The following is a 23,538-nucleotide window of genomic DNA, read 5'->3' as shown; positions in this document are numbered from 1 at the left end:
CGTACCGGATCGGTGCGGGGGCCTTCGCGAGCCTGATCGATGATCAGGAGTTGGGCTTCTTGCCGTGGTTCGCGCCGTTCTTCTTACGGTCGCGACGCTTGCGGGCGCGCTTCGACATGTTTCACTCCTTGTCCAGGTGGCCCTCGCGGGGTGATACGACACCGCTGGGCCAGGGTCAACCTCTCCAGTGTGTCATGCGGCCCCCACCCTGCTTGGATGGGGACGTGTCCACCCTTTCCGATCTGCTCGCGGAGAACACCGGCATGTCCGGTGAAGCCGCGGATCATCTCCAGACCGTGGTCGCCGAATGGCAGCTGCTGGCCGACCTGTCCTTCGCCGATTTCCTGCTCTGGGTCGCCGTCTCGGAGGAGCTGCGGCCCGACGGCGGCGACTACGTCTGTGTCGCGCACGCGCGCCCGACGACGGCGCCGACGGCCCATCCGGAGGACGTCGTCGGCTCCCGGTTCACCGTGGACGAGCACCCGCAGCTGGCCAAAGCGAGCCGTGAGGTGCGGATCTGCCGCGAAGAGGACCCGCATTGGTACCGCGACCTGCCGATGCGCCGCGAGGCCATCCCGGTGGTGTTCGGCGGCACGGTGATCGCCGTCCTCAGCCGCGAGACCAACCTGGCGGCTTCGCGGGTGCCGAGCCCGCTCGAGATCGCTTACCTCGGCAGCGCCGGTGACCTGTGCCAGATGATCGTCGACGGCACCTTCCCCAGCCCGGGGAACCAGACGGACACGCATACGAGCCCGCGGGTCGGCGACGGCCTGATCCGCCTCGACCCGACCGGCACGGTGGTCTTCGCCAGCCCGAACGGGTTGTCGGCCTATCACCGGATGGGGCACGAATCCGACCTCGTCGGGCAGCGTCTCGCGCCGCTGACCAGGTCGCTCATCCGTGACCCGTTCGACGCGACCGAGGTGTCGCACCGGATCATCGAGGCGCTCGACGGCAAGCCCAGCAGCCGCACGGAGGCGGATTCCCGCCGCGGTGCGGTCGTGCTGTTCCGTGCGCTGCCGCTGCGCCCGGCGGGGCAGGCCGCAGGCGCCCTGGTGCTGGTGCGTGACGTCACCGAGGTGAAGCGCCGTGACCGCGCCCTCCTTTCGAAGGACGCGACCATCCGCGAGATCCACCACCGGGTGAAGAACAACCTGCAGACCGTCGCCGCGTTGTTGCGGCTCCAGTCACGCCGCACTTCCAGCGAGGAGGCGCGACTGGCGCTCGGCGAGTCCGTGCGCCGGGTCTCGTCGATCGCGCTGGTGCACGAGGCGCTGTCCATCTCGGTGGACGAGCGGGTCGATCTCGACAAGTTGCTCGACAACGTCCTCCCGATGGTCGGCGAGGTCGCGACGGCCGAGTCGCAGGTCGGGCTTTCGCGCAAGGGCTCGTTCGGCGTCGTCGTCGCCGAAATCGCGACGCCGCTGGTGATGGTGCTGGCCGAACTGGTCCAGAACGCCATCGAGCACGCGTTTCCCGGTGGACGGCCGGGCAAGGTCGAACTCGAGGTGGAACGGTCGGCCCGCTGGCTCGACGTCGTCATCCGCGACAACGGGCGCGGGCTGCCCTCGGGCTTTTCCCTGGAGCGCAGTGACGGCCTCGGGCTGCAGATCGTGCGGACCCTGGTGGAATCGGAACTGCGCGGGTCGCTTTCCCTTCGCGGAATGCGCGGGGAGTCGGAGGAATCCGGCGGCCGTCGCGTGGGAACCGAAGCCGCGCTGCGGATCCCGTTGTCACGACGTCTCTAATGGACTGTCCCCTGTGGACTGTCCAACCCGGACACGTTTTAGGGCCGGCGCCTGAAGAGAAGATGGCGCCGGCCCTGTAACGGTTCCGCGGGAGGACTGGGAAGTCCAGTGAAGCCCATACCCCCGTGGGGGTGTGTCGGCCTCGCTTGTTAAGCTCAAGTCGGGTACGTATCACCTCGCGACGCGGAGGCATGAAACCACCGCACCGCGGGATTTCCCGGAGCTTGGGTGTTTATCTGGGTTATTGGTGAAGCTGCTGAGTCTTGAAAACTCAGGCGGAGGTACGCGTGCCGATGTGCGTACGACGGCGCTTCAGGGCCCGTCGCTCGTCCTCGCTCATCCCGCCCCACACGCCTGCGTCCTGCCCGCTGGCCAATGCCCAAGCCAAGCAGTCGGAAGCGACGGTGCAACGGTGGCACACGGATTTCGCCTGAGTTACCTGCGACAGAGCAGGACCGCTGGTTCCCACCGGGAAGAACAGCTCGGGGTCCTCGTCTCGGCAGGCCGCGTCATGGCGCCAGTCCATGTTTCTGAGCTCCTTCATAACGGCGCGGTACTCCGCGCCATAGTCGTCATGGCGGTCGTTTTTTTGGGTGCTTGTGAATGCTTTCACGAAGCACCCGTTTCGACAAGGGTTTTCCGAAGATCGGTGAGTCAGCTCACCCGGCCGAGCGACGTGTCTGACCTGCGGTTTCGTTCCGAAACAGCCTTCCGAAGGGAAGGCCGATGCGGTGAGCGGAGGTTCTGCGTCGATGAGCGGCAGATTGCACTTTGCCGCAGGCGATCAGTGGTCCGGTGCTCAGACGATCACTGTCAGTGCACCCGGGACGCTGAAGAACTCCACTCGGTTCCGCTGGCCGACGAGGTCGCCGTCCACCTGGAAGTTTACCGGTTCATCAGCGTCGATGCGGATCATCGGGAGGTCATCGTGACGAAGGAGACGTCGCCCGCGTTGGTCGCTCTTCGTGATCAATGCCTGCCGTACATGCTTGACCACGGTGGGCAAGCGCAGACCGCTCAACGCGAACAGGCCCAATCCGGTGTCGAATGAGCTGCCCGGATTGAGATGAACGGGACGCTCACCCAAGTAACTCCATGGATCGGTATTCGACACGAAAGCGGTCAGCACTTCGGTGGGCTCTTCACCCGGGATCCGGACGGTGAGGGGCGGGCGGCCAAGCGGAGGCCGCAGATGCGACGCCACCGCGGCCCGCAGATAGAGCCCCGCGGTGGTCTGCTTGCCCCGTCGCTTGGCCACGCGGCCGACGACGTCGGCGTCCCAGCCCATGCCGGCGTTGAAGGTGAACCAGTGGCCGTCGGCGAGTCCGAGGCCGACCTTGCGGCTCCGGTCGTTCTCGATGGCGTTGAGAAGCTGATGGGTCGCTTCCACCGGATCGTGCGCGATTCCCAGCGCGCGGGCGAAGACGTTCGCCGAGCCGCCCGGCACGACACCGAGCATGGGGACGTCGCCGGTCGCGGCGGGATCGCCGTCGGCGTCCGCGAGCAGGCCGTTGACCACTTCGTTGACCGTGCCGTCGCCGCCGTGGGCGACCACCAGGTCGATCCCGTCGCGGGCGGCGGACCGCGCCACGGCCATCGCGTGGCCGCGGTAGTCGGTCTCCACCACATCGAGCTTGACCTGGCTGGCCAGCGCGTGCGCCAGCACGTCACGGCCACCGGCGGTGGTCGAAGTGGCCTGGGGGTTCACGACGAGGATGGCACGCACTACCGCAGGGTAAGTGACGTCGGCCCGAACTAGGGAGCGTCAGGTGACGCGAAGCTCAATGCCCGCGCGTCCTCGAAGCAGCACCGTATGGCCCTGTGGCGGGCGTTCCTCCTCATCGTGCCGCTGTTCCGCCGCTCGTCGTGACAAGTGCACCCGGGCCGACCGCCCGCTCATCGACGACGCCTCCAATTCTTCCCACCCGGCGGCCGGGGGAAACCGGCCGACCGGGTGGCATACGATCGAATGTGCTCACGTACGGTGACCCGCCCTGGTGGAGCGCCGTGTCCGGAAGCCTGGAAGGCTGTTTCGCCGTGTCCATCGCCGACAAACTTTCGCCCGCGCCCCGTGAAGTCCGCCTCGCCGGGGCCGTCACCGCGCTGCCGGGGCTCGTCCTGATCGTGTTCGCGATCCTGCTCCTGGTCGACGGCCAGGCCGGACCGGGGAACCTCCTGGCCGAGGTCGCCTACTACCTCGTCCTCTCAGCCGGAACGCTGGCCTGCGCGGCCGGACTGGTGCTGGGGAAGACCTGGGCGAGGTCGCCCGGCGTGGTCGTCGCGCTGATCCTGGTCGGGGTCGGCTGGTATGGCGCGGGCCCGTCCGGGCAGCCGGCGTGGGGTGTGCCGCTCGCCCTGATCGGCGTCGCCGTCATCGTGCTGCTGTTCCGCCGCCCGTCGCGTGCGTGGGCGCTGGGGATGCGGGAAGGCGAGACCGAGGAAGAGGCCGCTGAACGCGACGGCGCCGCCGGCCGTGCCGCGCGTCGGGAGCGCGAAGAGCGCGATTAGCGTCTCGTGAGGGGCAAGGACGGTTCCGGTGGACCCGTATCACTTACCCACTGAGCGGTGTCGTCCCGCAGGTCTCGCACCGAACGGCGACGCGGCGATTGAGGACGTTGAGCGTCCCCGATCCTCTCTTGATCAAGATCCGGGGTAGGTACGCGAATACGGGTCCGCTCCAGTGCGACTCACCACTCGCGATCCGGCGTCTGATCGGGCCGAGGGCGTCCTTCACCGCATCGGACGAGGTGAAGGGAGCCTTCAGCCCACCGCCGACCCGCCCACGAACACGACGTGGTTGACCTTCTCCTCGATAAGTGCGGGACATGCCCTAAACCTGGGCGGCCAGCGCCTTGAGTGGTTCGTCGGTGAGCCGGTCCACGGCCCACTCGTCCATCGGCACCGCGCCGAGTGACTTGTAGAAGCCCTGGGCCGGGTTCCAGTTCAGCACCGACCACTCGAGACGGGCGTAGCCGCGCTCGACGCAGACGGCCGCCAGTGTCGCCAGCAGTGCCTTGCCGAGGCCGGAGCCGCGCTGTTCGGGGCAGACGTAGAGGTCTTCGAGGTAGATGCCGTGCACTCCGCGCCAGGTGGAGAAGTTGAGGAACCAGAGCGCGTAACCCACGATCTCGCCGTCGACCTCGGCGACGTGCCCGAACAGCGCCGGTGCCTCCCCGAACAACGCGGTGCGCAGCTGCCCGGGCGTGAGGTGGCATTCGTCGGGGGCGCGTTCGAACTCGGCGAGGTCGTACACGAGCTGGACGACGGCGTCGACGTCTTCTTCCCGGATTCGCCGGATACGGTCGTCGGCCATTTCAGTCCTCTGCGGTGGGGAGCAGGTTGAGGTGCTCGATCTGGGGCTCGCCGCGCTCGTCGCCGAGTACCGCGACACCGGCCGGGTCGAGTCCGAAGTGGACGCCCGCCGTCGACGGCAGTCCGATCCAGCGCGCGACCAGGACGCGGCTGAAGTGCCCGTGGCCGATCAGGATCACGTCGCCCCGTCCGAGCGGCTCCCGGACCCGTTCGATCAGCTTGTCCGCGCGGGCGTTGACGTCCTCCGCGCTTTCACCGCCCGGGATCGGGTGCGCCCAGACCGTCCATCCGGGGACGGTCTCGCGGATCACCGGCGTGGTGACGCCTTCGTAATCGCCGTAATCCCATTCAGCCAGCTCTTCGGTGACCTCGTCAACGCGCAGTCCGGCCAGTTCGGCCGTCCGGAGCGCGCGGGTGCGAGGGCTGGACAGGACGAGCGCTGGGCTGCCGCCGAGCACGGCGCGCAGGGTGCCGCCCGCCGCGCGGGCCTGCCCTTCGCCCGAGGGGGTGAGCGGGATGTCGGTGCTCCCGGTGTGCCGTCCGTTGACGGACCACTCGGTCTGACCATGCCGGAGGAGGAAGAGCCGATGAGCCACGGTTGCGAATATAGCCTGCGGTCCAGTTATGCTACTGATGAGTAACATGATGAGGAGACCGTGATGGCGCAAAACCCGACCTACGCGATGTGGAACCGGCTGGCCGGGAAGCCAGTCGGCAAACAGCTGTTCTCGGCGGCGATGTGCCTGCGTGTGCCTTACTTCCGGACGGTGCTCCCGTCGGTGCGCGACCTGCGTCCCGGCCGGTGTGAGGTGACGGCCCCGAAGTGGTGGGGTGTCTACAACCACATCAAGACTTTTCACGCGATCGCGGCATGCAACCTCGCCGAGATCGCCATGGGCATGCTCGCCGAGGCGACCGTCCCGACGACGCATCGCTGGCTGCCCAAGGGGATGACGGTCTCCTATGTGGCGAAGGCCGAGACCGGCCTGCGGGCTGTCGCCGAACTCCCGGAACTGCCGGAATTCGGCGACGAGGGCTTCGAACTCCCGGTGCCGGTGACGATCACGGACACGAACGGGAAGCCCGTCGTGACCGCGACCATCACCATCTGGGTGACCAAGAAAAAGTAAGGCGCCCGCCTCACTTCGCGTTTCGTCCTCTAGTTGCGGTCCTTGCGTGTGCAAGGACCGCAACTAGAGGACGAATTGCGGTGGTCAGAGGGGCTTGAACTGGACATAGGTCACCTGTTTGAAGGTGTTTGCCCCGCTCGGCGACGGCAGTCCGAGCAAGCGGTCGGCTACTTGCGCCAGGTGTCCGCAGCCAGTGGTGCGCGGAAAGGCGAGCTGGGTGTCGATGACGCCGAACTTCACCGTCGTCGGGTTCTGCGAGATCACCTCGAAGGGCACCGCGGGATCGTCCTTGACCACGGAGCGGAGCGGCGCGTCGAACGTGCCGACCGTGCATCCCTTGGGCAGTAACGGATGCCGCAGGACCCCATAGAGATCCAGTTCGCCGCGACGTTCGTCGTTCGACAGGAAATCCGAGTAGCCGCCGTACTCCAGCTGCATGGTCGCGCCGAAAGTGCCTCGGAGCCGGGCGGGAGCGTGACGCAGTTCGCCGAACACCTGCGCGTACTTGCCGTTCACTTTGCCCTCGGAGAACGTCAGCCGCATCTCTCCGAGCGGGATCTCACGGTCGCCGATCGTCAAGACTCCTTGGGAGACAAAGGCTTCGCAACGCCAGGTCCCCGGGTCGGCGTTGACGGGCGGGGCGGGGCAGGCGGAGAAGTCGAAGTCGGGCAAGGGGGATGACGCCGCGGAGGCGTGGCCGGGCAGGACGACGAGGACGGCGGCGGACAGCGCGGCCGCGGTCGCGGCGAGAAGACGTCTCATGACCGGAAAGACTGGTCTGCTCCGGTCTGGGTCACATCGGGGAAGTCCCCCAGGGGATCCCGGAATCGTCACGTTCGGTTGAGATTAACGGTGTTTACCCCACTGTCGCGCCGCGAGTTCCTCGGGTTCACCGCACTCGACTCCGCCGCCGCTCTCGGGCTCACCAAGATTTCCATCGCGCGGGCCGGGTCTCGGCTTCGCCGAGGCGGAGTACGGTGACCGCGGCGCCGTAACCGGTGCCTACGACGACGGCCGTCGTGAATCCCGGCGCCGCTTCGACAAGGTCGACCGGGCGAATCGCACGGTGTACCGGAGTGACCCGTTCGGCGATACCCGGTCGTTCGAGGACCGATTCACCGGGTTTGGTGCTGGGTAAGGCCATCGACCTGTACGGCCGGGTGAAGGGCTACCGGAACCTCTGCGTGACCGCGGGATCGCTGATCCCGGACAGTACCGGGGTGAACCCCTTCGTGACGATCACCGCGCCGGTGGAGCGGAACGTGGAACGCGTGCCGCGGGAGGACGTCCTCGGCTGGCTCAGCCCTCGGCCCGCAACTTCTCGTAGAATTTGACGCATTCGTCGTACTGCGGCAGCAACCCCTGCTCCAGGGCCTCTTTCAGGTAAGGCGCGTCAGTGTCCTTTTCGGACACCGCGGGTTCGATGTCCTGCGGCCACGGCAGTGCGAGGTCGGTGTCCATCGGGTTGATGCCGTGCTCGCCCGCCGGGTTGTACGGCTCGGAGCAGAGATAGGCCATGACCGTGTTGTCTTCGAGCGCCATGAAGGCGTGGCCGAGGCCTTCCGCGATGTAGACCGCCTTGTACTCGGCGCTGTCGAGCAGCACGGACGTCCACTCGCCGAAGGTGGGCGAGCCGACGCGGACGTCGACGATGACGTCGAGCAGTGAGCCGCTCGGGCAGTAGATGTATTTCGCCTGTCCGGGCGGGGTGTCCGCGAAGTGCAGGCCGCGGATGGCCCCGCGCCGGGAAACGCTGGTGTTGGTCTGTGCCAGGCGAAGCCGATGGCCGACCGCTTCGGCGAACGCCTCCTCTTGGAACGGTGCCACGAACAGACCGCGGTGATCGGGGAAAACGCGAGGGGTGAACTCGAAACAATCGGGGATGCTGAGGAGCCTGGCTTGCATGCCCCCATGCTAACGAGGGGTTCCCAAGCCGGACGGACGTCTTGCTAAACCTCTTCTGAGCTGCGGAAAGCCGGGCAAGTTTGTGACATCAACCGCACCAGAGGGGCACACTGGTCCGTACGCCTGTCACAATGATCCGACCGCTGCGTCCGCGGCCGTCGCCACACCCACGGCACCGATGGCCGATTGGACGCTTCGCCGACAGGCCGGCGCTACCGCGCTGGGCTGCCGTGTCGGAGGACGAGTTACCAGGATGGCCGGGCCATGCCCTTTTCGGCCTGCCCATTCACCAGTTCCCCCGCTCGCAGTCCCAGGAGTACCCAGTGACTTACGCTCGAATCGAGACTTCGCCGTCCATCGACACGGCCGAAGCAATGACGGGAAACACGATGACCACGCCAGTGACCGACACCGAGATCTTCGAAGGGCACGAGGGCGGCAAGCTCTCCGTGGCCGCGACGCGCCCGATCTCCTCGCCCCGTGACCTTTCGGTCGCGTACACGCCTGGGGTGGCGAAGGTCAGCCTGGCGATCGCCGAGGACGCGGCCAAGGCGAAGCGGTACACGTGGGCGGACAGGCTGGTCGTGGTGGTCAGCGACGGTACGGCGGTGCTCGGTCTCGGAGACATCGGCGCGAGCGCCTCGCTGCCGGTCATGGAGGGCAAGTCGGTCCTGTTCAAGACCTTCGGCGGGCTCGACTCGATCCCGCTGGTGCTCGACACCACGGACGTCGACGAGATCATCGAGACCCTGGTCCGGCTGCGCCCGTCGTTCGGCGCGGTGAACCTGGAGGACATCTCGGCGCCGCGCTGTTTCGAACTGGAGGACCGCCTCAAGGAGGCCCTCGACTGCCCGGTCATGCATGACGACCAGCACGGCACTGCGATCGTCACGCTGGCCGCGCTGCGCGGGGCGAACCAGGTCCTCGGCAAGGACATCGCCGGCCAGCGCGTGGTCGTCTCGGGAGCGGGCGCGGCGGGTGTGGCCTGCGCCAGGATCCTGCGGAACGCCGGTGTCGCGGACGTCACCGTGCTCGACTCGCGCGGCATCATCCACCCTGGCCGCGAGGGCCTGAACCCGATCAAGCGGAAACTCGCCGAGACCACGAACACCTCCGGTCTGCGCGGCGGCCTCGGCGAAGCGCTCAGGGGCGCCGACGTCTTCCTCGGCCTGTCCGGGGCGACCATCGACGAGACCCTGCTGGCCGGGATGGCCGACGACGCGATCGTGTTCGCGCTGTCCAACCCGGACCCGGAGGTTCACCCGGCCGTGGCATCGCGGTACGCCAAGATCGTGGCGACCGGACGCAGCGACTTCCCGAACCAGATCAACAACGTGCTGGCGTTCCCCGGCGTCTTCCGCGGCGCGCTGGACTCCGGCGCGCGGGCGATCACCGAGAACATGAAGCTGGCCGCGGCCGACGCGATCTTCTCCGTCGCACAGGACGACCTTGGCCCGGACCGCATCGTCCCGAGCCCGCTGGACCCGCGCGTCGCGCCCGAGGTGGCCGCTGCGGTCGCGAAGGCCGCCGAGGCCGACGGCGTGGTGTGACCGGTCCATTCGTGCCCTGAAGCGTGAGCTGAACGGGACTTTCCTGGCAAATTTGCCAGAAAGTCCCGTTCAGCTCATCCGGGGGTTGCGCATCTCAGCCGGTCGGGATGGCCAGATCGGCTCCGGCGGCGAGTACGGAACCGGTCAGCTGTGAGCCGGGCGAGTAGATCGTGCAGTGCACGGTGCGCACGCCGCGTTCCCAGCCGACGCGCTCGGGGCCCGCGTAGCTCAGGTAAGCGTCGGCACCGGCCGCGTCGAGGCGCGGGCGGTCCACGTTCTTGGCCATGATCCGCTCGCACTGGGTCAAGGCTTCCGCTTTCAGTTTCCCGTCACCGGGCCAGGGGCCGTCCGGCGCGGTGAAGGCCCCGATCGCCTCGGTGCTGTGCTTGCCACCGCACGGGGTGAGTTCGACGCTGGTGTAAGTGCCGTTGACCGTGGGCTGCTCGAAGCATTCACCCGGTTTCAAGGTGCATACGTTGGCGTAGCCGGGCGACGGGGTCGCGCACCCCGCGCTCGGCGAGGTCGCGGTGTAGCGGCCCGGGTCCGCCATGGTGTTCCCGAGCAGGGCGACCCAGCCGACGGTCCAGACCCCGGCGGCGGCGAGGCCACCGATCGCGAGACCGCGGCCCGGCCGTTTCCCCGGACCGGTCTGGGTGAGCGCGACGATGCCCAAGATGATCGCGGGCGGCAACGCCAGCGGCAAGCAACCGGTCAGGCCCAGTACGAGCGCGGCTATCGCCAGGCCGCTGGTCTTGTGCTGCGGCGGCGGGTAGGGATACCCGTACGGCGGAGCGGGCACGGCACCTGGCATCGGCGGGCCGGTCGGTGCTTGCGGTCCGCGCGGTTCGTTCATGGAACCGAACCTAGGGATGGCTCATGAAGTTCCGATGACAGCCGCCGGCTCAGGCGAGCAGTTCCGCCAGCCGGTGCCGCGGCAGGTCGATCAGCCGAGCGTCCGTCAGGTCCGCCGGGACGTCGAGGGAGACGTTCGCCAGCCGTGCGTGCGCCCTGGTCAGCATCTCTTCGGGATGGTCGACGGCGTCCGCGACGACGATGGCGTGCCGGTTGTCCGGGGTGCTCCGCAGCAACCGCAGCCGGTACTTCGCCCCGACCAGCCGGTTGAGCGCGCCCTGTGCCTCGGCGTTCGTCAGGTCGGGGTGCGAATTCGGGACGAGCAGTGCCAGCCGCCGCGCGTTGGTGCCCAGCAGAGTCCTCAGCAGCCACGGTCCGGGGTCGGCCGAAAGATCCATCGCGACCGCGTCGCCTTCCGGCCCGGAAACAGACCAGTCGACCGGCCGCGATTCCACCGCCAGCCCGCCCGCTGTGGCGACTTCGTGCAGTTTGTCCAGCAGCGACGGCTTGGCCGCGCCTGCGGACTCCACCGACTGCGGCCCGTGCGTGTAGATCGTGGCCTTCCCTTTGCCACCGCGGTTCTTCTTCGATTTCGCGGTCGGCTGGCAGACGTAGAGGTCCGCCGCGCTTCCGATCGCCTGCGCCCCGAAGTACCGGTTGAAGCCGGGCAGGATCGCTTCGAAGGTCAGCCCGAGCGTCGCGAGCGCCCGCTGCACCTGGGCACCCAAAGCGGGATGGCGGGGGCTGTAGCCGTAAGCGAGCAACAATCGCCCATCCGAGGGTTCGGTGAGCGCCTGGACCCCGCGTGCCGCGAACAGGCCCATTCCTTCGGGGGTGTAAGGCGGATCACTGAACACGAGATCCATCCGGCCGGCCACGGTGGGTGGCAGCCCGACGCGCAGATCGGTGTGCAGGGTTCGAATGGACCGCTCGCTGAGTTCGTCGATGTAGGCCAGCACCCGATCGTCGAGGTCGACGACGGTGAGGTCCGCGTCGGGCCGCAACGCGCGCACGGCCAGTGAAGTGAGGTCGTGGTCGCCGAGGAACAGCAGCTTCGCCGTGTCCAGGTCGTAGCGTTCGTCCAGCCACAGCGCGCGGTTCAGCACGGTCTCCGGCGTCGCCTGCACGTGGTCGAGCGCGGCCAGCGGCGGCGGCACGTTTTCGACGTAGCTGGTGATGGTCTTCAGCAGGTCGGGATCGGTTTTCCGGTCCCGCGCCTCGAAGCGCGCGTATTTCTCGCGGGCGGCGGGGGCCAGCCGGAGGCGGGACTCGTTCCGCTCGAGGTCGTCGCCGAGCGCGTTCAGGACGTCTTCGACGCTCCGGCGTGGCGCGGTGCTGATCCGGACCAGTTCGCCGAGGTCACGCCAATCCGTCCGGAGCAGGGAAATCACCTGATGGAGCGGTCGCACGTGGACACCGTGCGCCGCCAGGACGTCATCGAGGAGAGAACTCACAGCGCGCAGCCTAGTGACCCGATCCCTGAGACACCGTGCCAACAGGCAGGATCTGGGCTACGGTTTTTCGACCAGACATGGGGAGAGACACGTGACTATCGAGTTCCGTGGCGTGACCAAGCGGTATCCGGACGGGACGGTCGCGGTCGACGACCTGAACCTCACCGTGGAGGACGGCACCATCACCGTCTTCGTCGGACCGTCCGGCTGCGGCAAGACCACGTCGCTCCGGATGATCAACCGTATGGTCGAGCCGACCTCGGGCTCCGTGCTGCTCGACGGCGAGGACGTCAGCGACGGCGACCCGGCGCTGCTGCGCCGCGGCATCGGCTACGTCATCCAGCACGCCGGCCTCTTTCCACACAGGACAGTCCTGGACAACGTCGCCACCGTGCCGCTGCTGTCCGGCTGGGACAAGGGCGAGGCGCGCAAGCGCGCGGCCGAACTGCTGGAGACCGTCGGCCTGCCCGCGGAACTCGGCAAGCGGTACCCCGCACAGCTTTCCGGCGGCCAGCAGCAGCGCGTCGGCGTCGCCAGGGCGCTCGCGGCGGACTCGCCGGTGCTGCTGATGGACGAGCCGTTCTCCGCCGTCGACCCGATCGTCCGCGAGGAACTGCAGGACGAACTGCTGCGACTGCAGTCACAGCTGGGGAAGACGATCGTGTTCGTCACCCACGACATCGACGAGGCCGTGCGGCTCGGCGACAAGATCGCCGTGCTCCGGGTCGGCGGGGTGCTCGCGCAGTACGGCACGCCCTCGGATGTGCTGCGCCATCCCGTCGACGACTTCGTCGCGTCGTTCGTGGGCAAGGATCGCGGCTACCGCGGGCTTTCCTTCCTTTCGGCGGACGGTATCGTCGTCGAAGAGGTCAAGCGGGTCGAGGTCGGCCAGCCGGTCGCCGGGCCGTCCGACGAGTGGCTGGTCGCGGTCAACGCCGAGGGACAGCCACGCGGCTGGCTGCGCCCGGGATCCACTGTGGACGGAGAGCTCCGCGAGACCGACCTCGTCGCGGGTGGATCACTGTACGTCCAGGGAGCACCGATCCGCGGCGCGCTCGACGCGGCGCTTTCGTCGCCCGCGAGCCTCGGCGTCGTCGTCGATGCCGACCACAAGGTCCTCGGCGTGGTCAGAGCCAAGCAGGTTCTCGAAGTGATCGAAGCGCTGCCACTGGGTTCCTGATGGGGGACTTCGTCGCGGAACTCGGGCGCTACCTCGCCAGTGCCAACAACCGTTCGCAGTTCTTCGGTAACCTGCTCGACCACATTTACCTTTCGCTGGTGCCGCTGGGGCTGGGCCTGGTGATCGCGGTACTGGCAGGCTGGCTCGGCCACCGGTTCGCCCCGGTGCGCTCCGTGCTGCTGGTGGTGTCGAACCTGCTGTACACGATCCCGTCGCTGGCGTTGTTCGTGGTGATCCCGGGCATCATCGGCTCGAAGATCCTCGACAGCGTCAACGTCATCGTCGCGCTGACCGTCTACACCTCCGCCCTGCTGGTGCGCCCGGTGCTGGACGCGCTCGACGCCGTCCCGCCGCACGTCGTCGCGGCGGCCACCGCGGTCGGCTACAAACCGGCACGCAAGTTCCTCACCGTCGAACTGCCGCTTTCGGTGCCGGTGCTCGCCGCCGGCGTCCGGGTGGCCTCGGTCAGCAACATCAGCCTGGTGAGCGTCGGCGCGCTGATCGGCACCGGCGGGCTCGGCGTGCTGTTCACCGACGGCTTCCAGCGCGAGTACTTCTCACCGATCGTCGTCGGCATCGTCGCGACGCTGCTGCTGGCGCTGATCGTCGACCTGCTGCTGGTGCGGGTGCGGAAAGTCCTCACACCCTGGGACCGGGTGGCGAACACGGCGGGGGCGAAATGATCGGCGACCTGCTGAACTGGTTCGGCGACCCGGCCCACTGGCAGGGCACGGAGGGCATTCTCAACCGGCTGCTGCAGCATCTCGGCTACACCTTGCTGGCACTGGTCTTCGCGCTGATCATCGCGATCCCGCTCGGCCTCTACGTCGGGCACACCGGCCGTGGCGCGGTGCTGCTGGTGAGCGGCGGCAACGCCATCCGCGCGCTCCCGACGCTGGGGCTGGTGACCTTCCTGTTCCTGCTCTTCACCGAGAGCGAGATCTCGACGATCATCGGGCTCGTGGTGCTCGCCATCCCGCCGATCCTCGCCGGGACGTACTCCGGCCTGCAGGCGACCGACCAAGGTGTGGTCGACGCGGCTCAGGGGATCGGAATGACCGGCTGGCAACGGTTGTGGAAGGTCGAGGTGCCCATTTCGCTGCCGCTGGTGCTCGGTGGGGTGCGGAACTCGGTACTGCAACTGGTCGCGACGGCCGCCGTGGCCGCCTACGTCGGGCTCGGCGGACTCGGCCGGTTCCTGCTCGACGGACTGGCCATTTTGGACTATCCGCAGGTGATCGCGGGTGCCGTCCTGACGACGTTGCTCGCCGTGGCGCTGGACCTCGTCCTGGCAGGCGTCCAGCGGGCGCTGGTACCCAAGGGAGTGCGACTGGCGCAGGCCGCGAGCGGGAAGAAGGCGAAGGTATGAGGCGGACGTTGGCGGCTTTGGTCGCCGGGATCGCTTTGCTGGCAACGGGATGCGGTAACCCGTTGGCAGGCGGCGCCGAGGGCGGCGCGACCGGCGACATCATCATCGGCGCGTCGGACGTCGGGGAAAGCCTTCTGCTGGCCCAGATCTACGCGGGTGCGCTGCGCGACGCGGGCGCGGAGAACGTAACCGTCCGGCCGCCTGTCGGCAGCCGTGAGGTCGTCGTCAAGGCACTGCAGGACAAGTCGCTCTCGGTGGTTCCGGACTACAGCGGGAACCTGTTGCGTTATTTCGACAAGGAGACGCAGGCGACCACGTCGCAGGACGTCTACGCGCAGTTGAAGCAAAAGCTGCCGTCCGGCTTCGAGGTGCTCGAACAGGCACCGGCCGAGGACAAGGATCTTTTGGTGGTGCGCAAGGAACTCGCCGATTCCGGGGTGAAGACCTTCTCCGATCTCGGCGCGCGCTGCAAGGACCTCGTGCTCGGTGGTCCCGGCCAGTGGAGCAGCCGCTGGAAGGACAAGATCAAGACGCTCTACGGCTGTGAGTTCGCCGAGATCCGCACGACCGACACCGGCGGCCCGGTCACGGTCGCGGCGCTGAAGTCCGGCGCGATCCAGGTCGCCGACCTGTTCAGCACGTCGTCGACGATCGCCGCGAACGGGTTCGTGCCGCTGGTGGACGACAAGAACATGTTCCCCGCTCAGAACATCGTGCCCCTCGTCGCGAAGGGGACGCTGTCACCGAAGGAGGTCAACGCGCTGAACCGGGTTTCGGCGGCGCTCACGACCGATCAGCTGACCGAATTGAACGTCCAGTTCAGTGAGGAGAAGCGGAACCCGCTCGACGTCGCCGAGGAGTTCTTGCGCCGGAACAACCTCCTCGCATCCTCCTGACCCACGCAATTAGTCCTCTAGTTGCGGTAGTTGCGCGTGCAAGTACCGCAACTAGAGGACTAATTGCGGAAGAAGAAGGGCGTGTACGAGAGCCGAGCCCACACCGGACTGTGGTGCGCGGGCAGGACGCCGAGCGGGCCGAGGCCGACCGTCGACTTCTCGTCGGAGCCGAGCCGCGCCGGGCTGCAGCAGACATGCCCGACGACTTCGCCGTCTCGTTCGGCCACGATGGACAGTGGGCCGAGCAGATCGCCGTCTTCACGGAGTTCGTCGACGAGTTTCGCCTCGACCACCGGGACACTGTGGTTCGCGAACGCGGCCAGATGGACAGCGTGGATCGCCTCGCGATCAGCCGGGGCTTCTTGCCGGAGCAGCACGCAGCCGAGTGTGCTCCATCCGAAGGTAGGATGGAAATCGATTTCCGCTCCGCCAGGTCGCGACTTTAGTAGTCGGCCATCCGTGTGTACTTCCACGGCGGTGACACGACCGGCGGGCGGGAAAGCGACCACCAGATGTGCGGATTCCCCATTCATCGTGGGCCGTACGGGCGCAAGACGCGACTAAAGGCGGGGGCCGAACGGTGACCGAACTGCGCCGATGTGCTGCCCATTACTACCGAGATGTCCGTAATGCAAGGTCTTCCTTGGGGTGAAACCGCGACTTAGTCTCAGCCTGCGCTCCTAAGTGGAACGCGCTTCACCTCTGAGTCACCCCAACGATCCGGCGGGCCTCTTCATGTCCGTGGGTCGACCCTGCCTGGGAGGAATATCTTGAACAATTCCCTGGGAACCCTGAAAAGACGCCTGCCCGCCTTCGGTGTCGCGGCGGCCGTAGCCGTGCTGACCGCACTCGGTGGCGCCACCGTCGCGTCCGCGGCGGAGGGCTCGATCGTCAACGCGGGCAGCGCCAAGGCGATCAAGGACAGCTACATCGTCGTGCTGAAGGACGGCTCGTCGGTCGAAGCCACCGCGAAGAGCCTGACGAACCGTCACGGCGGCACGGTCGAGAAGACCTTCGCCTCGTCGGTCCGCGGCTTTTCCGGCGCACTGACCGAAAAGCAGGCGAAGCGTGTCGCCGCCGACTCCGCGGTGGCCTACGTGGAGCAGAACCAGACCGTCTCGATCTCGGCGGACCAGCTGAACCCGCCGTCGTGGGGCCTGGACCGGGTCGACCAGCAAAGCCTTCCGCTGGACCAGAAGTACAGCTACAGCACCACGGCGTCCAACGTCACCGCGTACGTCGTCGACACCGGCATCCTCACCACGCACCCCGACTTCGGCGGACGCGCGACCCATGGCCGTGACACCGTCGACAACGACAACGACGCCACGGACTGCCAGGGCCACGGCACCCACGTCGCCGGCACCATCGGCGGTACGGCGCACGGTCTGGCCAAGGGCGTCAAGCTCGTCGCCGTCCGCGTGCTGAACTGCTCCGGTTCGGGCACGACCGCCGGCGTCATCGCCGGTGTCGACTGGGTCACCGCGAACGCCGTCAAGCCTGCCGTCGCGAACATGAGCCTCGGCGGCGGCGCTTCGGCGACCCTCGACCAGGCCGTGCAGCGGTCGATCGCGTCGGGCGTCACCTATGGTGTCGCGGCCGGTAACGACAACGGTGCGAACGCGTGCAACGTGTCGCCCGCCCGTACTCCGGAAGCGATCACGGTCGGCTCGACGACGAACACGGACGCGCGGTCGAGCTTCTCCAACATCGGCACCTGCCTCGACATCTTCGCGCCGGGTAGCAACATCACGTCGACCTGGCTGAACAACGGCACCAACACCATCAGCGGCACCTCGATGGCGACCCCGCACGTCGTCGGCGCGGCCGCGCTGTACGCCTCGGCCAACCCGACCGCTACCCCGGCGCAGGTCCGCGACGCGCTGGTCAACGCGGGCACCAAGGGCAAGGTGACCAACCCTGGCACCGGTTCGCCGAACGTGCTGCTCTACACCGGTAGCGGCGGCCCCGGCCCCGAGCCGACCCCCTGTGGCACGCAGACCAGCAGCGGCGCCGTCGCCATCCCCGACGCCGGTGCCGCGGTGACCAGCCCGGTCACCGTCGCGAACTGCGCCCGCAACGCCTCGGCCACCACCAAGGTCGCGGTGAACATCACGCACACCTACGTCGGCGACCTGGTCATCGACCTGGTCGCACCGGACGGCACCGCGTACCGCCTGAAGGGTTCGAGCAACGACTCGTCCGACAACATCAACACCACGTACACCGTCAACGCCGCGGCCGAGGCCGCGAACGGCGCCTGGAAGCTGAAGGTGCAGGACGTGTACCGGGCCGACACCGGCACGCTCAACAGCTGGTCGCTGACTCTCTGATCCACCCCTGAGAACGCGAAGGCCCCCTTCCTCCTGCTGGGAAGGGGGCCTTCCCGTGTCCAGAGGGACAACACGCGTGCTTGAGCGGCGATCTCGCGTGATCAGGCGGCGATCAGACGAGTTCGCCATCCAAGCACGCGAGTTCGCCGTTCAAGCACGCGAGTTCGCCGCTCAAGCACGTGAGTTCGAAGTCGAGCGAGCAGGATCACGTGGCACCAGTTGCGGGGTTCGTCCACTAAGGACCGTCGCGAGGCCTTACCCTCGGCGCATGCAGCCCGGACCGCCCTATCAGCAGGGACCTCAGCAGCCGTATCCACCGCAGGGTTATCCGCAGCAGGGCTACCCCGGATACCCGCAGCCCGGGTACGGCCCGCCGCCGCCCAAGAAGTCGAACACCGGCCTCATCGTCGGGCTCGTGATCGGTGCGGTGGTGTTGCTCGGTGGCGGCGGAGTGGGCGCGTTCCTGCTGTTGTCCGGTGACTCCGGTTCGTCTTCGGCCGCGGCGCCGACGTCGTCCAAGAAGTCCGGGCCGCCGGACAAGTACACCTCCATGCCCGGTTGCGAGAAGATCGGGACCGGCGTGAGGAACCTGCCGCCACTGGAGACGCCGAAGGGCGAGGAGCCGGCGAGCACTTCGAACAACGAGATCGTCTACACGCGTTCGTTCTGCACCTGGCGGGAACCCGACGCACCCTCGGCGTCGGTGGCGATGTACCTCTCGAAGTCCAAGGAGCCGGGTTCGGGTGCCGGTGAAGCGTCGGCCAAGGCCGCGATCGAGAACGCCGTCGACGACGGCGGCGTGCTCATCCCCACCATGGCCAAGTCCACCAAGGCCTTGTACGCCAAGCTCGATTCGGCGAGCCAATGCCAGATCAAGTTCCAGCAGGGCAACGTCGAGGCGGAGATCATCGTGACCGGCCCCGACCCCTCCGGGAAGGTCGACCAGACGAAGTGCAAGGAGAACGCCCTGAAGGTCGCGAAGGCGACCTCCGAGGCGATCGGCTAGGCGACTTCCACGACCTGGACCTGCCCGGTCGGTCCGTCGCCGAACGGGTTTTCCCAGCCGTGCCATTCGGCGGCGAGGACGTAGAGCGAACGCCCGTCCTCGCCGCCGAGCGTGCAGGCGAAGCAGCCTCGATCGGTTTCGACCTTCTGAAGTACTTCGCCACCTTCGCGGACCCGGACGCAGTACTTGCCCGCCACGTCCGCGTACCAGACGGCGCCCTCGGCATCGAGGCAGATGCCGTCGGGATGATCGCCGCCGAGTTCGGCCCACACGCGCCTGCCGGACAGCGAGCCGTCCTCGGCGATGTCGAACGCGGTGAGCCGGTTGCCGTACGACTCGGCGACGATCAGCGTCGAGTCGCCGGGCGTGATGGCCATGCCGTTGCCGAAGAGGATGCCGTCGGCGACCTGGCGGGTTTCGCCGTCCGGGGTGACGACGGCGATGACGCCGGGTGCCTGGAGGTCTTGGAAGCCGTTGACGAAGGCGTTGCCACGGCTGTCGACGACGAGTTCGTTCCATAAGGCGGCGACGGGGCTTAGATCGGCGTAGGTGCTCAGGTCCGCGTTGAGCAGGCGGGCCTCCGGGCCGGAGACGATCAGCAGACGGCCGTCGGGGAGCCAGTCGATCGAGAACGGCATCGTGGTCGGCACGTTCGCGATGACCTCGCTTTCGCCGTCCGGGGTGACGGCGAGGACCTGGCCGGTACCCCAGTTCGCCAGCCAGAGACGGCCGTCGTGCCAGCGGGCGGATTCGGGGAGCAGGAGGCCGTCGAGCACGGTCTTCATGGTGTCTCCTTCGTTCGTTTACCCCTATACGAACGGGACCCACCGGTTTCGACACCCGAAGTACAGGAAGGCCCCCTTCCTCGCGCCAGGCGCGAGGAAGGGGGCCTTCCTGTACTTCTCTCAGGCGATCAGTCGAACGCCCGCGCGATCAGCGCCTTCTGCTCGACCTCGTGCACCTTGGACGAACCGGCCGACGGAGCGGCCATCGGACGGCGCGACACGACGTCCAGGTTGGAGAACACCTCCGGGAGCTTCCGGGGCAGGTTCAGGCCGAAGAACGGCCAAGCACCCTGGTTCTCCGGCTCCTCCTGGACCCAGACCGCGGGAGCGCCGTTGTAGCGCTCGAGCGCCGCCACCAGCTTCTTCTTCGGCAGCGGGTAGTACTGCTCGACGCGGACGATCGCGATGTCGTTCGCCTCGCGCTTCGTCCGCTCGGCCGCCAGCTCCCAGTACAGCTTGCCCGACGTCAGCAGGACCTTGCGCACCTTCGACGGGTCGACGACGGCGTCGTCGATGACCGACATGAACTTCGTCTGGCCGGTGAAGTCCTCGACCGCCGAGGTGGCGGCCTTGTTGCGCAGCATCGACTTGGGGGTGAAGACCACCAGCGGCCGGTTGACTCCGTCGAGGGCGTGACGGCGGAGGAGGTGGAAGTAGTTCGCCGGGGTCGACGGCACCGAGACGGTCATCGAGCCTTCGGCGCACAGCGAGAGGAAGCGCTCGATGCGGCCGGAGGTGTGGTCCGGGCCCTGGCCTTCGTGGCCGTGCGGCAGCAGCAGCACGACGTCGGAAAGCTGGCCCCACTTGGCCTCGCCGGAGGAGATGTATTCGTCGATGACGGTCTGCGCGCCGTTGACGAAGTCACCGAACTGCGCTTCCCACATGACCAGCGCTTCGGAGTTGGCCACGGAGTAGCCGTACTCGAAGCCGACGGCCGCGTACTCGGACAGCGCCGAGTCGTAGATCATGACGCGGCCCTGACCTTCGGCGAGGCTCGCCAGCGGCGAGTACTCCTGGCCGGTCTTGCGGTCGATCAGCACCGAGTGGCGCTGGGTGAAGGTGCCGCGGCGGGAGTCCTGGCCGGAGAGCCGCACGAGGCGGCCTTCCATCGCCAGTGAACCGAAGGCGAGCAGCTCACCGTAGGCCCAGTCGATGCCGCCTTCGCGGGACATCTTGTGGCGGCGTTCCATGACCGGCTTGACCCGCGGGTGCGGAGTGAAGCCCTCGGGCACGTTGAGGAACGCGTCGCCGATGTGCTCGATGACCTCGGTGGTGGTCGCCGTCGGCACCTTGGCCGGGACCTGCTGCTCCTCCTCGACCGAGGGGCTGGCCTTCGCCACATGCTTTTCCAGCTCACGGACCTCGTTGAACACGTGCTCCAGCTGGCTGGAGAAGTCGCGCAACGCGGCCTCGGCCTCTTCGACGGAGATGTCTCCGCGGCCGATCAGCGATTCGGTGTAGGTCTTCCGGACCGAACGCTTCGTGTCGATGATGTCGTACATCGCCGGCTGGGTCATCGAAGGGTCGTCGCCCTCGTTGTGGCCGCGGCGGCGGTAGCAGATCAGGTCGATCACGACGTCCTTGTGGAACGCCTGGCGGTACTCGACGGCCAGCTTGGCCACCCAGTGCGCGGCTTCGGGGTCGTCACCGTTCACGTGGAAGATCGGCGAACCGATCATCTTCGCGACGTCGGTGGCGTACTCGCTCGAACGCGAGTGCTCGGGCGCGGTGGTGAAGCCGACCTGGTTGTTGACGATGACGTGCACGGTGCCGCCGGTGCGGTAGCCGCGCAGCAGCGCCAGGTTCAGCGTCTCGGCCACGACACCCTGGCCCGCGAAGGCCGCGTCGCCGTGCATCAGGACCGGGAGGACCGTGAAGCCCTCGCCGCCCTTGTCGAGGATGTCCTGCTTCGCGCGGACGATGCCCTCGAGGACCGGGTCGACGGTCTCCAGGTGCGACGGGTTCGCGGTCAGCGACACCCTGGTCTCGCCGTCGCCGAACATGCGGAAGTACTTGCCCTCGGCGCCGAGGTGGTACTTCACGTCACCGGAACCGTGCGCCTGGCCCGGGTCGAGGTTGCCCTCGAACTCCTGGAAGATCTGCGCGATCGGCTTGCCGACGATGTTCGCGAGCACGTTCAGGCGGCCGCGGTGCGGCATGCCGATGACGACCTCGTCGAGTTCGTGCTCGGCGGCCTTGTCCAGCAGCGTGTCGAGCAGCGGGATCGCCGTCTCGCCGCCTTCGAGGGAGAACCGCTTCTGGCCGACGTACTTGGTCTGCAGGAAGGTCTCGAACGCCTCGGCGGCGTTGAGCTTCGAGAGCACGTACTTCTGGACCGCGGGGTCGGGCTTCTCGTGCGGGATCTCGACGCGGTCCTGGATCCAGCGGCGCTCCTCGGGGTCGAGGATGTGCGTGTACTCGATGCCGACGGTGCGGCAGTAGGAGTTGCGCAGGACACCGAGGATGTCGCGCAGCTTCATCCGCTCCTGGCCCGCGAAGCCGCCGACCGGGAACTCGCGGTCCAGGTCCCACAGCGTCAGGCCGTGGGAGAGGACGTCGAGGTCGGCGTGGCTGCGCTGCCGGTAGTTCAGCGGGTCGGTGTCGGCCATCAGGTGACCGCGCATGCGGAAGGCGTCGATCAGCTCGATCACGCGCGCGGTCTTGTCGACCGGGCCGTCCGGGATGTCGGCGACCCAGCGGATCGGCTCGTACGGCAGGCGCAGGCTGGTGAAGACGTCGTCGTAGAAGCCGTCTTCGCCGAGCAGCAGCTCGTGGATGCGCTTGAGGAACTCGCCCGACTCCGCGCCCTGGATGATGCGGTGGTCGTAGGTCGAGGTCAGCGTCATGATCTTCGATACGCCGAGGTCGACCAGTGCCTTCTCGCTGGTGCCCTCGAAGTGCGCCGGGTACTGCATGGCGCCGACGCCGATGATCGCGCCCTGGCCCGCCTGCAGCCGCGGCACCGAGTGGTTGGTGCCGATGCCGCCGGGGTTGGTCAGCGAGATCGTGGTGCCTGCGAAGTCGTCGGCGGTCAGCTTGCCGTTGCGGGCCTTCTTGACGATCTCCTCGTAGGCCTGCCAGAACTGCATGAAGGTCATGTTCTCGGTGGCCTTGATGGAGGCCACGACGAGCGTGCGAGAGCCTTCCTTGCCCTTCATGTCGATCGCGAGACCGAAGTTCACGTGCTCCGGCGTGATCGCGAACGGCTTTCCGTCGATCAGCTGGTAGTGCCGGTTCATGTTCGGGAAGTTCTTCAGCGCACGGACCATCGCGTAGCCGATGAGGTGCGTGAAGGAGATCTTGCCGCCACGCGTGCGCTTGAGGTGGTTGTTGATGACGATGCGGTTGTCGGCCATCAGCTTCGCCGGGACGGCACGCACACTCGTCGCCGTCGGCACGGACAGCGAGGCGTCCATGTTCTTCGCGATCGCGGCGGCCGCGCCACGGAGCTGCTTCGACTCCGGCTCGGCGTCCTTCTCGGCCGTCTTGGCGGGAGCCTTCGCCGGGGCCTTCGCAGGCGCTGCCTTGGGCGCGGCGGCCTTCGCTTCGGCCTTCGGAGCGGGCTTCGCGGGCGCGGCGGCCTTCGCCTCGGTCTTCGATGCGGTCTGCTTCGCGGTGGACTCGGCGTTGCGGACCGTCTGCGGCGACGGCGGGGAGGCCTGACCGTTGGTGTCCGAGCCCTCCTTGGCGGTCTCCGCGAAGGTCTGACGTGCGTCGTCAGCCTTGGTCTGCGCGGCCTGCGTTGGCTTGAAGTCCGCGAAGAAGTCGTGCCAGGCGGCATCGACTGAGGTGGGGTCGGCGAGGAACTGGTCGTACATTTCCTCGACGACCCACTCGTTGGGGCCGAATTGTGACGCAGGGCTGCTGCTGGACACGGCTTGGACTCGCCTCTATCCGTCTCGAGATCTTGAACACCGCTGATGCGCCTACCAGGCTAACCCCCTCGGCGGCAGCCGTGTGATGGAACTGGCCTGTGTGAGGCGTGGCGCACTAGGTGATGGGTCACTGTCTCGATCAA

General features: G+C 67.5%; 22 protein-coding genes and 1 pseudogene. 11 read left to right on the top strand and 12 right to left on the bottom strand.

Annotated features, from left to right (window positions below; all coding sequences use genetic code 11):
• Window positions 1-43 precede the first annotated feature (43 nt).
• Complete coding sequence (locus ACM6LU_RS21310) at window positions 44-118, bottom strand: 50S ribosomal protein bL37 (protein WP_369299112.1); 75 nt, start codon at window positions 116-118, stop codon at window positions 44-46.
• Window positions 119-224: 106 nt separating this feature from the next.
• Between ACM6LU_RS21310 and ACM6LU_RS21305 the strand changes: the two genes are divergently transcribed.
• A complete protein-coding gene (locus ACM6LU_RS21305; protein ID WP_414939468.1) occupies window positions 225-1,748 on the top strand; it encodes a sensor histidine kinase in 1,524 nt (507 codons plus the stop codon).
• A gap of 271 nt (window positions 1,749-2,019) precedes the next feature.
• Here the strand turns inward: ACM6LU_RS21305 and ACM6LU_RS21300 are convergent, their stop codons facing one another.
• Both ACM6LU_RS21300 and ACM6LU_RS21295 read right to left on the bottom strand, forming a co-directional pair.
• Window positions 2,020-2,274 carry a WhiB family transcriptional regulator gene (locus ACM6LU_RS21300; RefSeq protein ID WP_026466945.1) on the bottom strand — a complete coding sequence of 85 codons (255 nt, stop codon included), beginning with the start codon at window positions 2,272-2,274 and terminating at the stop codon, window positions 2,020-2,022.
• A 273-nt stretch (window positions 2,275-2,547) separates the two neighbouring features.
• Entirely contained in the window at window positions 2,548-3,474 is a 927-nt protein-coding gene (locus ACM6LU_RS21295) for a diacylglycerol/lipid kinase family protein (RefSeq protein WP_414939467.1), read from the bottom strand.
• Between the two features lie 281 nt (window positions 3,475-3,755).
• Here ACM6LU_RS21295 and ACM6LU_RS21290 point away from each other — a divergent pair, with 281 nt between their 5' ends.
• A complete protein-coding gene (locus ACM6LU_RS21290; RefSeq protein WP_414939466.1) occupies window positions 3,756-4,256 on the top strand; it encodes a hypothetical protein in 501 nt (166 codons plus the stop codon).
• Window positions 4,257-4,578: 322 nt separating this feature from the next.
• Here the strand turns inward: ACM6LU_RS21290 and ACM6LU_RS21285 are convergent, their stop codons facing one another.
• Together ACM6LU_RS21285 and ACM6LU_RS21280 are read right to left on the bottom strand one after the other, a co-directional pair.
• Complete coding sequence (locus ACM6LU_RS21285) at window positions 4,579-5,061, bottom strand: GNAT family N-acetyltransferase (protein WP_414939465.1); 483 nt, start codon at window positions 5,059-5,061, stop codon at window positions 4,579-4,581.
• A gap of 1 nt (window position 5,062) precedes the next feature.
• Entirely contained in the window at window positions 5,063-5,656 is a 594-nt protein-coding gene (locus tag ACM6LU_RS21280; RefSeq protein WP_414939464.1) for an acid phosphatase, read from the bottom strand.
• A 63-nt stretch (window positions 5,657-5,719) separates the two neighbouring features.
• Between ACM6LU_RS21280 and ACM6LU_RS21275 the strand changes: the two genes are divergently transcribed.
• On the top strand, window positions 5,720-6,190 hold the full coding sequence (locus ACM6LU_RS21275) for a hotdog fold domain-containing protein (RefSeq protein ID WP_414939463.1): 471 nt from the start codon (window positions 5,720-5,722) through the stop codon (window positions 6,188-6,190).
• A gap of 84 nt (window positions 6,191-6,274) precedes the next feature.
• Here ACM6LU_RS21275 and ACM6LU_RS21270 read toward each other — a convergent pair whose 3' ends face one another.
• Entirely contained in the window at window positions 6,275-6,952 is a 678-nt protein-coding gene (locus ACM6LU_RS21270) for a hypothetical protein (protein ID WP_414939462.1), read from the bottom strand.
• A gap of 274 nt (window positions 6,953-7,226) precedes the next feature.
• On the opposite strand from ACM6LU_RS21270, the pseudogene ACM6LU_RS21265 reads away from it, so the two are divergent.
• A pseudogene (locus ACM6LU_RS21265) lies at window positions 7,227-7,524 on the top strand (GMC family oxidoreductase); the annotation flags it as partial.
• Here the strand turns inward: ACM6LU_RS21265 and ACM6LU_RS21260 are convergent.
• A complete protein-coding gene (locus ACM6LU_RS21260) occupies window positions 7,490-8,095 on the bottom strand; it encodes a dTDP-4-dehydrorhamnose 3,5-epimerase family protein (protein ID WP_414939461.1) in 606 nt (201 codons plus the stop codon). The pseudogene ACM6LU_RS21265 and the gene ACM6LU_RS21260 overlap by 35 nt on opposite strands.
• A 389-nt stretch (window positions 8,096-8,484) precedes the next feature.
• On the opposite strand from ACM6LU_RS21260, the gene ACM6LU_RS21255 reads away from it, so the two are divergent.
• Entirely contained in the window at window positions 8,485-9,645 is a 1,161-nt protein-coding gene (locus ACM6LU_RS21255; RefSeq protein WP_414939460.1) for an NAD(P)-dependent malic enzyme, read from the top strand.
• Window positions 9,646-9,739: 94 nt separating this feature from the next.
• Here ACM6LU_RS21255 and ACM6LU_RS21250 read toward each other — a convergent pair whose 3' ends face one another.
• Window positions 9,740-10,498, bottom strand: coding sequence for a DUF4190 domain-containing protein (locus ACM6LU_RS21250; protein ID WP_414939459.1), 759 nt, complete (start codon window positions 10,496-10,498; stop codon window positions 9,740-9,742).
• A 49-nt stretch (window positions 10,499-10,547) separates the two neighbouring features.
• Window positions 10,548-11,951: a bis-aminopropyl spermidine synthase family protein gene (locus tag ACM6LU_RS21245; protein ID WP_414939458.1), complete on the bottom strand. Its 1,404-nt coding sequence runs from the start codon at window positions 11,949-11,951 to the stop codon at window positions 10,548-10,550.
• A gap of 91 nt (window positions 11,952-12,042) precedes the next feature.
• On the opposite strand from ACM6LU_RS21245, the gene ACM6LU_RS21240 reads away from it, so the two are divergent.
• From ACM6LU_RS21240 to ACM6LU_RS21225, 4 genes are read left to right on the top strand one after another with little or no spacing between them, the layout of a single operon-like run.
• Window positions 12,043-13,131, top strand: a complete 1,089-nt coding sequence (locus ACM6LU_RS21240) for an ABC transporter ATP-binding protein (protein ID WP_414939457.1) — start codon at window positions 12,043-12,045, stop codon at window positions 13,129-13,131.
• The gene (locus ACM6LU_RS21235) at window positions 13,131-13,814 is read left to right on the top strand and encodes an ABC transporter permease (RefSeq protein WP_414939456.1); all 684 of its coding nucleotides are present in this window, start codon (window positions 13,131-13,133) and stop codon (window positions 13,812-13,814) included. The genes ACM6LU_RS21240 and ACM6LU_RS21235 overlap by 1 nt, the downstream gene beginning before the upstream one ends.
• Window positions 13,811-14,500, top strand: coding sequence for an ABC transporter permease (locus ACM6LU_RS21230; protein ID WP_414939455.1), 690 nt, complete (start codon window positions 13,811-13,813; stop codon window positions 14,498-14,500). Before ACM6LU_RS21235 ends, ACM6LU_RS21230 begins: the two co-directional genes overlap by 4 nt.
• Window positions 14,497-15,396: an ABC transporter substrate-binding protein gene (locus ACM6LU_RS21225; RefSeq protein ID WP_414939454.1), complete on the top strand. Its 900-nt coding sequence runs from the start codon at window positions 14,497-14,499 to the stop codon at window positions 15,394-15,396. The genes ACM6LU_RS21230 and ACM6LU_RS21225 overlap by 4 nt, the downstream gene beginning before the upstream one ends.
• Before the next feature lie 59 nt (window positions 15,397-15,455).
• Here ACM6LU_RS21225 and ACM6LU_RS21220 read toward each other — a convergent pair whose 3' ends face one another.
• Entirely contained in the window at window positions 15,456-15,773 is a 318-nt protein-coding gene (locus ACM6LU_RS21220; RefSeq protein WP_414939453.1) for a GNAT family N-acetyltransferase, read from the bottom strand.
• A gap of 393 nt (window positions 15,774-16,166) precedes the next feature.
• On the opposite strand from ACM6LU_RS21220, the gene ACM6LU_RS21215 reads away from it, so the two are divergent.
• Both ACM6LU_RS21215 and ACM6LU_RS21210 read left to right on the top strand, forming a co-directional pair.
• Window positions 16,167-17,729 (top strand): S8 family serine peptidase, encoded by a 1,563-nt coding sequence (locus tag ACM6LU_RS21215; protein WP_414939452.1) that lies wholly within the window; start codon window positions 16,167-16,169, stop codon window positions 17,727-17,729.
• A gap of 268 nt (window positions 17,730-17,997) precedes the next feature.
• A complete protein-coding gene (locus ACM6LU_RS21210) occupies window positions 17,998-18,735 on the top strand; it encodes a hypothetical protein (RefSeq protein ID WP_414939451.1) in 738 nt (245 codons plus the stop codon).
• Here the strand turns inward: ACM6LU_RS21210 and ACM6LU_RS21205 are convergent.
• On the bottom strand, window positions 18,732-19,520 hold the full coding sequence (locus ACM6LU_RS21205; RefSeq protein ID WP_414939450.1) for an SMP-30/gluconolactonase/LRE family protein: 789 nt from the start codon (window positions 19,518-19,520) through the stop codon (window positions 18,732-18,734). The two genes, ACM6LU_RS21210 and ACM6LU_RS21205, sit on opposite strands and share 4 nt — an antisense overlap.
• A 128-nt stretch (window positions 19,521-19,648) precedes the next feature.
• Window positions 19,649-23,395: a multifunctional oxoglutarate decarboxylase/oxoglutarate dehydrogenase thiamine pyrophosphate-binding subunit/dihydrolipoyllysine-residue succinyltransferase subunit gene (locus ACM6LU_RS21200; RefSeq protein WP_414939449.1), complete on the bottom strand. Its 3,747-nt coding sequence runs from the start codon at window positions 23,393-23,395 to the stop codon at window positions 19,649-19,651.
• Between the last annotated feature and the right edge of the window lie 143 nt (window positions 23,396-23,538).

The sequence above is a fragment of the Amycolatopsis sp. cmx-11-51 genome, from assembly GCF_047608665.1.
GTDB lineage: Bacteria > Actinomycetota > Actinomycetes > Mycobacteriales > Pseudonocardiaceae > Amycolatopsis.
Note: the sequence above shows the minus strand (reverse complement) of the source record. Positions and strands in the feature narration are given on the sequence as shown.